Source organism: Kribbella aluminosa, from assembly GCF_017876295.1.
In the GTDB taxonomy this organism is placed as follows: domain Bacteria; phylum Actinomycetota; class Actinomycetes; order Propionibacteriales; family Kribbellaceae; genus Kribbella; species Kribbella aluminosa.
Genome location: NZ_JAGINT010000001.1, coordinates 3,679,802 through 3,692,276 on the forward strand (window position 1 = coordinate 3,679,802; position 12,475 = coordinate 3,692,276).

General features: G+C 68.8%; 11 protein-coding genes. 7 read left to right on the top strand and 4 right to left on the bottom strand.

Annotated features, from left to right (window positions below; genetic code table 11):
• The first annotated feature begins 56 nt into the window (after positions 1-56).
• A complete protein-coding gene (locus JOF29_RS44575) occupies positions 57-1,205 on the top strand; it encodes a PucR family transcriptional regulator (RefSeq protein WP_209695252.1) in 1,149 nt (382 codons plus the stop codon).
• Here JOF29_RS44575 and JOF29_RS17580 read toward each other — a convergent pair.
• The gene (locus JOF29_RS17580) at positions 1,141-2,058 is read right to left on the bottom strand and encodes a LysR family transcriptional regulator (protein WP_209695253.1); all 918 of its coding nucleotides are present in this window, start codon (positions 2,056-2,058) and stop codon (positions 1,141-1,143) included. The two genes, JOF29_RS44575 and JOF29_RS17580, sit on opposite strands and share 65 nt — an antisense overlap.
• A 72-nt stretch (positions 2,059-2,130) precedes the next feature.
• Here JOF29_RS17580 and JOF29_RS17585 point away from each other — a divergent pair, with 72 nt between their 5' ends.
• Positions 2,131-2,505 carry a hypothetical protein gene (locus JOF29_RS17585; RefSeq protein ID WP_209695254.1) on the top strand — a complete coding sequence of 125 codons (375 nt, stop codon included), beginning with the start codon at positions 2,131-2,133 and terminating at the stop codon, positions 2,503-2,505.
• On the top strand, positions 2,498-4,045 hold the full coding sequence (locus tag JOF29_RS17590; protein ID WP_209695255.1) for a multicopper oxidase family protein: 1,548 nt from the start codon (positions 2,498-2,500) through the stop codon (positions 4,043-4,045). The genes JOF29_RS17585 and JOF29_RS17590 overlap by 8 nt, the downstream gene beginning before the upstream one ends.
• Here the strand turns inward: JOF29_RS17590 and JOF29_RS17595 are convergent, their stop codons facing one another.
• The gene (locus JOF29_RS17595) at positions 4,046-5,638 is read right to left on the bottom strand and encodes a DUF4139 domain-containing protein (RefSeq protein WP_209695256.1); all 1,593 of its coding nucleotides are present in this window, start codon (positions 5,636-5,638) and stop codon (positions 4,046-4,048) included.
• A gap of 107 nt (positions 5,639-5,745) precedes the next feature.
• Between JOF29_RS17595 and JOF29_RS17600 the strand changes: the two genes are divergently transcribed.
• The gene (locus JOF29_RS17600) at positions 5,746-5,973 is read left to right on the top strand and encodes a CarD family transcriptional regulator (protein ID WP_209695257.1); all 228 of its coding nucleotides are present in this window, start codon (positions 5,746-5,748) and stop codon (positions 5,971-5,973) included.
• A gap of 182 nt (positions 5,974-6,155) precedes the next feature.
• The gene (locus tag JOF29_RS43245) at positions 6,156-6,569 is read left to right on the top strand and encodes a DUF1003 domain-containing protein (RefSeq protein ID WP_209695258.1); all 414 of its coding nucleotides are present in this window, start codon (positions 6,156-6,158) and stop codon (positions 6,567-6,569) included.
• On the opposite strand, the gene JOF29_RS17610 is transcribed toward JOF29_RS43245, so the two are convergent.
• A complete protein-coding gene (locus tag JOF29_RS17610) occupies positions 6,560-8,824 on the bottom strand; it encodes a N,N-dimethylformamidase beta subunit family domain-containing protein (RefSeq protein ID WP_209695259.1) in 2,265 nt (754 codons plus the stop codon). The genes JOF29_RS43245 and JOF29_RS17610 overlap by 10 nt on opposite strands.
• A 1,013-nt stretch (positions 8,825-9,837) precedes the next feature.
• Between JOF29_RS17610 and JOF29_RS17615 the strand changes: the two genes are divergently transcribed.
• Entirely contained in the window at positions 9,838-10,248 is a 411-nt protein-coding gene (locus tag JOF29_RS17615) for a DUF5946 family protein (protein WP_209695260.1), read from the top strand.
• A 561-nt stretch (positions 10,249-10,809) separates the two neighbouring features.
• On the top strand, positions 10,810-11,352 hold the full coding sequence (locus JOF29_RS17620) for a hypothetical protein (RefSeq protein WP_209695261.1): 543 nt from the start codon (positions 10,810-10,812) through the stop codon (positions 11,350-11,352).
• Positions 11,353-11,407: 55 nt separating this feature from the next.
• Here JOF29_RS17620 and JOF29_RS17625 read toward each other — a convergent pair whose 3' ends face one another.
• Positions 11,408-12,340 carry a DUF1444 domain-containing protein gene (locus JOF29_RS17625; RefSeq protein WP_209695262.1) on the bottom strand — a complete coding sequence of 311 codons (933 nt, stop codon included), beginning with the start codon at positions 12,338-12,340 and terminating at the stop codon, positions 11,408-11,410.
• Positions 12,341-12,475: the final 135 nt, after the last annotated feature.

Sequence of the window (12,475 nt, forward strand, 5' to 3'; positions counted from 1 at the left end):
CAACGTCACGGCGCTCCGGGTGTGCGCACGAACAACGACCCTCTTATGCTCCGAAGATGAGTGCACTCGACGGGCTGGTGGACCGGATGAATGTGCGGGCGGGCGAGCTGGTCGAGGCGATGGCGTCCCGGATCGAGGCCGAGATCGAGTTCTACCGGACCGGTGGGCTGGTGCGCGGCGAGGCGTTGCGGGCGTCGTGTGGTGCGAACTTCCGGTACATGCTCGAGTCGCTGGCCGGTGCCAGTTCCGATCCGGTGTCGGCGCGCGAGACGGGGCGGTTGCGAGCGGAGCAGGGGGCGCCGCTCGCGGACGTGATGGCGGCGTACCGGGTCGGCACGCGGTACCTGTGGGACGCGGTGCTCGCCGAGGCGGCATCGGCCGGGCTGACGGATCAGGTCGTCGTGGAGGCGTCGAGCCGGCTGTGGCAGGTGCAGTCGTCGTACACGGACGCGATGACGGACGCGTACCGCGACGTGCAGTCCCGGCGGTTGCTCGCGCAGGACCAGGAACGGTCCGCGCTCGTCGAGGCGCTGCTCGAAGGGCGGATGCCGGGCGGCGGGACTGTCTGGGAGGCGGCCGAGTTGCTGCGGCTGCCGTACAAAGGCCCGTTCGTGGTCGTTGCGGCCGCGGTACCCGAGGTCGGGCGGCAAGCGCTGCCCGCGGCGGAGGAACGGCTGCGCGCGGTCGGTCTGGCGTCGGCGTGGCGGCTGCTGCCCGAGCTGCAGATCGGCGTCGTCGCCGTGCCGACCGGGCGGCTCGGCGTACTCGTCGACCTCCTCGGCAGGTCCGCGACCGGACGGGTGGGCATCAGCCCGCCGTACGACGAACTCGACGGGACCGGCCAGGCCGTGCGGTTCGCCCGGGTGGCGCTGGGGGGACCGAAGACGGTCACGTTGTTCGACGAGTCACCGCTCACGATGGCGGCCGCGGCGGCGCCGGACGTGATGCAGTACTTCGTCCACAAGGTACTCGGCGGGCTCGACGACCTCGCGCCCGACGACCGCGAGGTACTGCTCGAAACCCTGTCGGCGTGGTCGACCCACCACGGCTCGGCGACCGAGACCGGCGAACACCTCTACTGTCACCCGAACACGGTCCGGCACCGCCTGCACCGCATCGAGGAACGCACCGGCCGATCGCTCACGGACCCGCGCGCCGTGGCCGAGCTTCTCCTTGCTCTGGAGGCGTCCAGGGCCAGCTCGTGATCGCCGAGCGCATCAACTGGGCGGCCGTCGACAGGCTGGCGTCCGCGCTCCAGAGGAGGGACAGCGTACGGCGGCACTCCGGGTGGTCGACGGGGATCGCGGCCACGGGGTAGTCGGGGACCGTCCGGCGGGCGAAGTCCGGGTTGAAACCGATGCCGAGACCGGAGCGGATCAGTTCCTGGATGACCGCGGCCTCGTCGCTCTCGCAGACGATCCGCGGCGTCAGCCCGGTCCCCGCGAACAACCGATCGAGCAGCCAGCGCTGCCACTGGCCCTTGCGCGCGATCACGAACGGCTCGTCGGCGAGATCCTCGACCTTGAGGGATTTGCGTTTCGCGAACGGGTGGTTCAGGTGCGTCGCCACCAGCACCTGCTCGTCGAGCAGTACGGCCGACTCCAGCCCGGCGGTCGGGATCGGCTGGGACGCGACGCAGAGGTCGACGTCCTGCGCGCGCAGCCGGCGCGGCATGTCCTCGGCAGGCACCTGCTGCAGCTCGATCTCGATCGTCGGGTGCGCACGTTTGAAGGCCGCGATCGGCCCGGTCAGCGCGAGGAAGGTCTCGGCCGCGAGCCGGACGCTGCCCGTTCCCTGCGCGGTCGCCTCCGCGACGGCGCGCTGTCCGGCGTCAAGCTCGCCGAGCGCGCGTTCGACGTACCCACGGAACAGGGCGCCGGCCGGGTTCAGCCGGAGGCGGTTCGTGCGGTCGAACAACGGCGTACCGAGCTCGCTTTCCAGGCGCGCGATCGTGCGGCTCAGGGAGGGCTGCGCGACGTGCAGCTCGTCGGCCGCCCGGCTGAGGTGTTCGAGGCGGGCGACGACGACGAACTGGCGGAGCGTGGTGAGGTCCGTCATGCGGCTTCGGTCATAACGGGATAGCGATATTGGTCTTGGACGCTCATAACCTCAGAATCATAGTGTCGAGCCATGATCAGTGGGTGGGTTTTACGCGGACTCGTCACCGCACAGCTCGTGGCGATCGTCGGTCAGCCGGTGTTCGCCGGCGTGTATCTGAGCGGCGACTTCGACGGCCTGCGGATGCACGCGATGGGCGCGAACCTGACGACGTCGATCGGCTATCTGCAGGTGATCGCGGCCGTCGTGGTCTGGGTGCGGCTGCGGCAGGTGTGGCCGTTCGTGGCGTCGCTGGGCGTGGTGGCCGCGGAGACCGTGCAGTACTTCGCGGGGCAGGACGGGGCGCTGTGGTTGCACATCCCGCTCGGCGTGCTGACGGTCGCGGCCGTCGCGATGCTGTTCGTCGCGATCTGGCGTCAGCCGGTGAAGGTGGTCGAACATGCCTGAGCGGATGAGTCGCCGGCAGTTGCTCGGCATCGGGGGAGCGCTCGGTGTCGTCGCGGCCGGTGGGTTGTCGGGCGCGGCGGCGCTGTCGCGGCGTCCGTCGATGACGGGTGCCGTGCTGCGGAGCGCCGTACCGCTGCCACCGGCGTACCAGGTTCCGCTGCCCGTTCCGCGGGTGCTCTCCGGCGCCGATCGGTACGACATCGTGCAACGGGAGGTGACGGCCGAGATCCTGCCCGGTGTGACGACCCGGTTGTGGACGTACGGCGGGTCGTTCCCCGGGCCGACCATCGAGTCGCGCCGCGGCCAGCCGATCACGGTTGCCCACCGCAACGAGTTGCCGGTGCCGTCGGTGGTGCACCTGCACGGCGGCCGGACGCCACCCGCGTCCGACGGGTACCCGACCGATCTCGTCGTACCGGCCGGGTGGAACGACATGGGCCACGGGATGCACGACCCGCGGGCGGTGACGAGCACGGTCACCCGGACGTACACGTACCCGTTGGACCAGCGGCCGACGCTGCTCTGGTACCACGATCACCGGATGGACTTCACCGCGCCGGCCGTCTGGCGCGGGCTGGCCGGGATGCAGGTCGTCCGCGACGACGCCGAGGAGGCGCTCGGCCTGCCGTCCGGGGCGTACGAGCTGCCGCTGATGATCGCGGACCGGGCGTTCGCCGCCGACGGATCGTTGGACTACCCGTCGATCGACCCGACGCTGATGATGCAGCCCGGAGTCAAGGAGCCTTATATCGCGGGGGTTCTCGGTGACGTCGTGCTCGTCAACGGCGCGCCGTGGCCGGTGCGCGAGGTGGACACGGTCCGGTACCGGCTGCGGATCCTGAACGCCTCGAACGCGCGGCACTACGACCTCGAAGCGGTTCTGGACGATGGGCGCCGCCTCGACCTGGTCCAGATCGGCGCCGACCAAGGGCTGCTGCACACCCCGGTCACGCACCGGAACCTGCCGATCGCGCCGGCCGAGCGGTACGACGTGATCCTGGACTTCGGCCGGGTCCCGGTCGGCAGCATGGTACGGATCGTGAACCGGCTGGGCTCCGGGCGGACCCGGGACGTGCTGGCGTTCCACGTCGTACGGAAGTCGGCCGATCCGAGCCGGATCCCGGACGTGCTCTCCGACGACCTGCCGGAGTGGAAGCGGTCGGACGCCGTACGGGTGCGGGACTTCTCGTTCCGGGCCGGGCAGATGGGGGACGGGCACGGGTGGCTGATCGGCGGCCGGCCGTTCGCGCCGGACCGCACCGATGTCACGACGCGGCTCGGGGACGTGGAGATCTGGCGGCTGGTGGCGGACGTCCACCATCCCGTCCACCTGCATCTTGCCGGTTTCCGCATCCTGTCGCGCGACGGGGGTGATCCGTTGCCGCACGACGCCGGGCTCAAGGACACCGTGTCGCTACGGCCGGGGGAGTCCGCCGAGCTCATCACCCGGTTCGACGGCTACCGCGGCCGCTACCTGTTCCACTGTCACAACGCCGAGCACGAGGACATGGGCATGATGGCGAACCTCGAGATCACCTGATCACTCGCGCCAACCCGTCAGGTCGAGAGCCTTCGCGGTGTCGACCCGGAAGCCTAGTTTGACGACGGACTCGGCGCCGGGTGCGAGGTCGAGTTTCCAGGTGAGGACGCCGAGGTCGGTGGTCTCGGCCGGCTGCGGGTCGGCGGTGACAGGCTTGACGGTGATCTCGTGGTCGCGGGCCACCGGGAGCTGGTCGAGGACCGTGATCCTGGCCTGCCGGGGCGTGTGGTTCTCGATGCGCGTCTCGTACTCGACCTGCCGGCGGCGGGTCGAGCCGAGCGTCGCCTTGGAAGCTTCGCGGCGTACCAGCTTGCGCTCGACGCGGATGCGGTCGTCGAGGCCGAGCGCGAGTTCGACGTCCTCGCCCGGCGCCCACAGCGGCAGGGCTGCGGAGCCGACGAAGTCCGCTTCGTGGAAGACGGCGGCCTTGCCGGCCGGGAGCGTGTGGTCGGACGAGTTCACCACGGTGGCGCGCAGATGGACGTCGGTGGAGCGGACCGGCGCGGTGATGTAGTCCAGGTCGGCGTCGAGGTCGATCGCGGCGATGGTCGCGCGGTGGCTCGCTCCGTCGGCCGGTACGGCGACGGGCCGCGGCGGGGTGTAGGTCGCCGCGGTCACGCCCTGCTCGACGGCCGCAGTGAGGTCCGCAAACGCAGACTGCTCCTGCACCCAGCCGGACATGTCCGCATCGGTAGCTGCGTTCTCGCGTCGATCGGCCTGCATACCGAAGCTCGCGACCGCACCCGGCGCGCGCGGCGCCGCGCGCACCGGCACCGGTGGGTGGAAGCGGTCGAGGTACCACGGGTCCAGCTCCGGCACCTTCGCGGTCACGGTCGGCCGGGCGGTCGACAGGCTGAGGTCGCACTCGGGCCAGTCTTCGCCGGTGTACTGCGTGATCAGCCCGTACCAGGTCAACGTCAGCCGATCGCCCTGCAGCCGGACGTCGTACGAGCACGCCCACCCTGCCAGCGGAACGACGTACGACAGCTCGATCTGCACCTCCGCCTCGGCGGCCAGCTCCAGCGCGACGGCGGCGGCCTGCCGGTCCGGTGTGCGCTGCTCGCGCAGTGCCGCGAGTCGACGGTCCAGCGCCCCGAACCGCTGCTCGGCCTCGCGGCGTTGTGCGGCCAGCTCCCGGCGCTTCGCCCGTACGGCGGACAACCGGCCGGCCAGCGACTCCGTGAACCCGCCGAGCTCCGCGTCCGACTCGCCCGACGCCAGCGCCCGTGCGAAGCTGCCGCCGGCCCGCTTCGCGAGCTGCCCGAGGAACGTGTCCAGCTGCTCCTGGACGTCGTCCGCGTCCGCGAGCGCGGCCACCGCGTCCTGCGCCTCGTACCACGACCGCTCGACCTCCGCGACCGACTCGTCCGGCGCCTGTGGATGGTGCCGCGTGATCACGTCCACCCCGAGCACGGTCGCGGGGCCACGCCCGGACACCCGCACGCTGTCGGTCTCCAACGACAGCGGCAGCGGCTCGACGTACACGGTCCGGTCCCCGCCCGGCACGGTGATCACACCGCGCCGGGTGATCCGTGCGCGGTCCGGATAGACGGTCACCGCGACGATCGGAGCATCCACCACGAGTTCGCTCATACCGCCGACAGTAGCCGCCGCCTGTGCGGCTCCAGTGCGACTCCGGTGCGGCTCATGGCCGACCTCGGGTGCGCGGAGCGGCGGAGTTGGCGCATACTTGGACTCAAATGGAGTCTTCACGCGGGACGACGCGTCGTCATCTGTCCACGAGTCCCTTCAAGCAGCGGGTGCCCTCCACGCCGAAGACGTTCGAGGTCGGCGACCGGGTCTCCCACGACAAGGAAGGCGTCGGCCGCATCACCGCGGTCGAGGGAGCCGAAGCCGTGGTCGTCGAGTTCGGCGACGGCCGCCTGCTACGAGTCCCGGCGCCTTTCCAGAAACTCCACGTCCTCTGAGTCCTCCTGGCCCTCCTGTCCTCTGAGTTCTCTGGCGAGGACGGGGACACGGAGGGCGACGACGTGGGGCACGGTGCGTCTGGACCCCGGCATGGTCGATGCTGTGTGCAACCGGTGGTTCGGGTCCGGCGGGTTGTCCGCGCGCACCTGATGCCCCTCGCGTCGCACTACCTGGAGGTCCTGTGTCGTCCAAGTCCCCGAATCCTCATCCGCGCCACCCGGCGGTGCTCGCCGTCGAAGCCAAGCGCGCGGCCGACGTGCAGTTGCGCATCGCGGACGCGATCACGGCGTTCGCCGGCTCGATGGGCTTCGTCTACGTGCATGTCGTGCTGTTCGCGGTCTGGATGCTGCTGGTCGAAAAGAACCCTTGGCCCACCCTGACCCTGGTCGTGTCGCTCGAGGCGATCTTCCTGTCCACCTTCGTCATGATCGGCCAGAACCGGCAGTCGGCGTTCCAGCAGGCCAAGGCCGACCACGACTTCAACCAGTCGGAGCTGGAGCTCAAGACGAACACCCAGTTGACCCGCGAGATCCACGCCCTGACCACAGAGCTGCACCGCCGCGTCGTCGACCCGAACAGCCCTGGTCAGGGCTGAGTCGAGGTTGCCAGCTTCTGCTTCGGAACCGCGACCCGGACCTTCGCGGCGGTGGTGTTCGCCGGGACGGTGATGGTGCCGCCCGACACCCATTCGGTGACGTTGGCGATCATCGTCGCGACCGCCTGCTGCGACGCGGCGTCCGGCTCCGGGACCGCCCAGTTCGACGGGCAACGCCGTACCAGGAAGCATCCGTACGCGAAGGTCGACGCGTTGAGGACCCGGGCACCGGACGGGGCCGTGTAGACGGTCGTGTCCATCGGGGCGGCGCGACCGTTCGTGTGACAGGTCGCGGTGCCGCTCACGAGCGTGGTCTGCCCGGGCTGCTTGTAGAGCCCTGGCCAGACGTTGTCGACCTCACCGGCGATGAACCCGGGCAGCTTGGTACCCATCGGCACGCCTTTGAACAGCCAGCTGCCCGTCGTGGTGAGTGTGCCGGCTGTCACCGCACACACGTAGTCCGCACCGAGCAGCGGCTGCGACGCGTACGCATCGCCCTGGTACCGCCAGGTCGTCGAGTTGTAGCCGTCGGTGTACCGGTCGATGTCCCACGACCGCCGGCTCTCGTCGGTGAACGTGATCAAGCGGTACGCCGTGTTCGCGCCGAGGTTCGCAATGTTCACGCCTTGTGCGATCGCCTGGCTGATCGCGGCCCGCATCCGCAGCGAGTAGTACTCGTCGTGGCCGGGCAGGAACAGCGTCCCAGCACGGCTCTTCAGCTGGCCGCCGTACTGGTCGAGGTCGTTGTCGGTCCAGTACGTGACGTCCAGGCCCTTCGACTCGGCCCAGAACACCAGTCCCTGCTCCAGCGCCAGGTACTGCCCGGAGCCCTGGCCCTCGTCGTACGGACGGTCGAATGTCAGGCGGCCTGAGCCGGACGCGAGGCTCGTGTAGAAGCTCCTGCCGCCGAACCCGTTGTAGGCCTGCCAGGTCGCTGTCGCCTGCTGGATCAGGAGATCGTGCTTGGCGCCGGTGTCGTCCCGGACGGTCAGCGGTGCGTACGTCGCCTGCGTGCCGTCGCTGATCTTGATCAGGTACGTGCCGGGCGTCCAGCTCTTGTCGACCGGAATGCTGAGCGTCTTGGTCCAGTTCGCCGCGGACACCATGTTGAGCGGCTTGCCGTCGGGCGTCGTACCGCCGATGGTCTCCTTCGGCTGCGTGACGGTCGGTACGTTGTCCTGCCGCCAGACTTCCCGCGCGCCGAGGCCGGCGTAGTACCCCATCCGGTAGGCGACGACGCTGACGTTGTTGCCACTCGAGACCTTGAGGTCCACGGTGTCGCCGCAGCTGGCCGAGACCTTCGTCAGGTACGCCGTAATCGTGCCGTTCATGGCGGCCGGGATGACCCAGTCGCCGGTGCCGGGCTTGGCGTTCTCGGCGGTGGTGGTCGGCCAGGTCTGTGGGCAGCCGGTGGGGACGCCGGCGAATGCATCCGCCGCGACGGCAGGCATGGCGGCCGGCGGTGCGATGAACGTCCGCGTGGTGGAGCCGGTCGTCAGTACGGTGCCGGTCGAGGTGGTCGCGGAGACGCTGAACGTCATCGTCCCGCCGTACCGCGACAGCTTCACTCCGTTGACCGGAATGCCCAGACGGGCACCGGCCGCGACGTTGAGCGGAGCCTTCGGCTTCCAGGTCGCGTAGCCGGCGCTGACGGTGAGCGTGCCGTTGATCGTCGTGTACGGGCCGGTCGCGTCGGTCGGCAGCTGCATACGGACCGCGGCCAGGGTTCCTGCGCTGGTGACGGTCGCCTGGTAGATCAGGTTCGTCGTCTGCGCGGGGATGGGGTTGGACGCGACGACCGCGACCTGTGGGGTGTAGCTGCGGAGAGGTTGCAGTACGCCGGCGCCGGACGTGATCACCTGGTTCGCCGTACCCATCGACTTGAAGCCGAGGGTCCACGGGCCGCCGGCCGGAAGCCGGATGCCGTACATCGGGATCGCCAGGTGGGCGCCGACAGCCACGTTGGTGACCCGGGTCGGGCGCCAGCGCAGTACGGTCCGGGTCACCGAGCTGACGGTGCCGTTGATGGACGTGATCCTGCCGGTGGTGCCGGCCGGGATCGCTACCGTGATCTCACGGATCGAGCCTGCCTTCAGCACGGTTGCGCGGTAGGTAAGCGTAGTGGTCCCGTTCGTTGCCTGCGCCGCGGTGACCGAGACACCGGCCGCGGCGGCGTCGGCCTTTCGGTCGACGAACACGAACGCGACGACGGCGAGCACGCAGGCAAGAGCTGCCACGAGCAGCTTGCGGAACATGTGTTTCCCCCCAGGGAAGGACGGACGGCGGTTTCCCCCTGGGCGGAACAGTAGGTAATGAACTGTCGTTTGGACCGTTTCGTTGCCAACCAGAAACCTAAACGGTCCAGACCGCAACAGACCGTACTGACGCCACTCCAGAGCGCGCAGGAATCCCCAACGCTGCAAGGAGTTTCAGCAGTTCCGATACTCCCCAAGACCGATAACCCCGCCCGCACTCAGGCGCCGGCTATGCGCGATAGGGGACTGCCGCGACGGCCGCATCGACGTACGCCTGGAGGTACTCCGCGACGTACGAGTGGTGGTGCTCCGCGGGTACGGCCGATGGTGCTGGGCGGGGTACGGCTGATGGTGCTCCACGACGTACGACCTGGGTCCGTCGGCGACCGGATCCCAGGCCGGCCTCCAGTCCGGTGGCTTAGCCGTCGGCGTGGGGACAACGCAGCCAGCCGTCGCCCAAGCTGCCCGCCCCGTTCAAACGCCGCCGCCGAGCCAGATCGGTCGTATGTCGTCCAGTACGCAAGCCGTCGCCCCACCCGGCACCCTCGGACACCGCTGCGGTGGCGCGGTGATGATGGGCGGGATCACGCTCGGTCCGGTGCTCCGGCCAAACCAGCCCGGAAGCCGGCACTGACGCCGATAACCGGTCGCCGAATAGCACATACAGCAACGCGAGCCTGTGCTCGGCCTCACCCTGGCAGGTCTCCGGCGTCCGCGAGATCGGCACGTGGACGCCCCTCGCGCCGTCAGCGTCGCCGCAGCGACTGCTACTCGGCCCGTCCCGCGATCCCGCTGTTCCTCAAGCAGCCACGACCCCCGGGGATAGTCGATCGCGGATTCACCGAAGGCCGATGTGATGGTTTCCCTTGTGAATAAGGCGATTCGCGGCGCTGGCAGTTTGTAGCTGACGCGGCCAGATCGGGCGCAGCAGGTATGAGGGATCATCGTTATCTGGAGTGTCGTTGATGGTCCGAAGCAGTGTTGTCGGTCGAGGTCGCTTACAGTCCCCTGTCATGCAAACCTGCGAATGTGGCGCCTCAGAGGGCTCGCTCGGTCTATGCATCGACTACTACCATGCGATTTTGGCCGAGGAGCAGGGCGATCCCGAGATGTATCGGCTTCACGCACCGGTCGTCTGTACGTATTTCCTGCAACACCCCGATCGCGCAGCCAGTAAGTATCTGGACGGCCAGTTCCGGCAACTCCAACTACTCCTCGATCGCGGCCTTGACGCGCTATTGAAGGTTGCATCGCACCAAGTCGCGCGTAATCGAGCGGGATCCAGCTACGATCTGGCACCGCTCGCGCCCTATCGGCCGTTGCCGACAAGCGGTCATCCAACCGGGTTCCGCTCTGGCTTCCCGGACCTGCCCTGTCCGGGCGGGAGCTTCGTTGCTAACGGCCACGCGCATACCACGGACTAATCCTGGCGCTCGCTGGCGTCACGGTCACGGCCTGGCTCGAAGTCAGCGGCTGATCAACCAGGTCAGATCGCCACATCGAGGTTCGTCGGCACGTCACCTGCTGACCGCGTCCCCGTCGCACACCGTCCACGCCGTCCACGATGCAACTCCCAGGGCGCCCTGAGAGCGTGTGATGTCTCAGGACTTCGGCGACGGTCGGGGTTTGTTGGTGTGAGGTCCGGGTGGCCTGGCGTTGCCGACGTGGGTTGGACGACATCTACAAACCCAGCGCCCCGACCAATGCCTGCCCGGCCGCGTCACACGCGCGGACGGAGCGTGCGCCGGATCGACTACAAGACCCTCGAATGGACCACACCCCGCGGATTCACCTTCCAGGTCGTCCCCACCGGCACCCACCGAGTTCCTCGCGCGGATGGTTCCTCGGATGAGCCTGACCTTGGCTTAGGACTGGTTGTCTGATGAGGCGGTCGCGGGCCGGAACTACCTTCGCGGACAGCAGCACCACGGCGGCCCTTGCATTACAGCGAGGAGCTGTCGGTGGTCGCCCTCATACTCGGATGTATGAAGGATCCGCTCAGTCGTGTCATCGTCTGGTCGCTGACCTTGTTTGCGGTGCTTGCGACAGGTGCGGCCGCGCTTGCGACGACCCAGGCCTGGGCGTCGCGCCATCGGCCGGACAGTCCTCCGCCGGTGTCAAAGGCTGAGGTTGTCAGCGTGCAGCGGTACGCCGGTGCGCCGCCGGTGATTCTGGTCGTCGGGCCAACCGGTTCGGACGTCGAGGTCGGCGGAACGCAAGACCTGAATCAGCCGTACCCGCTGGAAGGTGACTACATGGACGTGGTCTTCCTCGGCTCAGGCGCCGCGGTCGTCCCGGCCGCCGGGCGGCACGATCACACCGGGTCCAGCACGATCCTGATGGTGGGGATCTGGCTGGGTTGGTGCGTGGTGATCGGGGGCTGCCTGCTGGCTGGGCGTTATCTCCGCGACGCCGGCAGGCCATGGTGGCCGCAGAGGCCCGCGCTGCGCTCGGCTAGGGCGCAGGGCGCCGTCACGAAGCTCCACCAGCGGGAGGATCGTGCCGGGATACCTCGTGCTCGCAGGTAGCCATCGCACGGACGCACACCGCACGGACGCACATCGGGCGGACGAGCAGTTGGTGTCAGGCGGCTGTGGGTACTGCTCCGAGCCGCTCCAGCGCGTCGATGAGCGGGGCGACGTCGTGGACATGAAACGTTCCGGTGCTGTAGTCGGTGACCTGGTGCCATTGGTCGCCGATGACGTAATACACGTGCGGGCTCACAGCACCAGGGCTGGTATTGAAGAATTCGGCGGCACACGCGGCGAGCATGCCCAACGCATTGAGCGCCGTCGCGTCGCGCAGCACGTGGACGAGCATCTTGTCACGAGACGGAAGGGCGACAAGGCAGCCGGATGGAGGATTCTCGACGTGCAGTGAGTCGCGCAGCACCGTGTCGAAGACGAGTGCCCTGGACGCGGTGAACATGCCACCCGTGAGAATGCTCAGCTCGGCACCGCCGAGCCGGAGAGTCTCGACCTCGTCGTGGAGGCGGCGTAGATTCGCCAGGCCGATCCGGGTGGCCTCCGCCAACGACACTCCGAGCCTGTCGACATCGAAGTACATCGCGACAGCGCGACCTGCGTACACGGCGGGCGCCGTGACCAGGCCGGGCACGAACTCCGGTGCGTCCTGGACCATGCCGGGATCGTGGGCGGCCGCGCAGACGAGTCTGAGGTAGAGCTGGTTCTCCAGGTCGTCCGGTGGGGTCAGCAGTTGGTCGATCATCGGCATCTGGTCGAAGTGATCGCTGACCTCGGCGTGCCACTGCTGTCGTGGTAGGCCTGCGACCTTGAGCGCAAGGTTCCCCAGGCCGGCGGTGGGCCCGTCGCCGGCCGGCACGAGAGACCCAGCGCCGTCGTACCGCATCGCGATGCCGCGCCTCGCAACTGCTGCTTCCGCGAGGCGCACCAACCGGGCAGCCTGCTGGACCGTGAGCGGCTTGAGCACCGGATCCGGCCGCTGGTCGTCCGTTGCCTGGCGCCCGCCGTGTGAACGGTTGTTTCTGATAGTCATCGAATCCTCCTTGCCCAAGAACGTACGGCGAGCGAGCCGGGGGCGGCGGATGATTTTGCGATCTGTGGATAAGTCGGGCGGGCCGCAGACTTCGTGGAGCGTTACAACCTCGAGGGGCGACAGCGACGAGGCTCC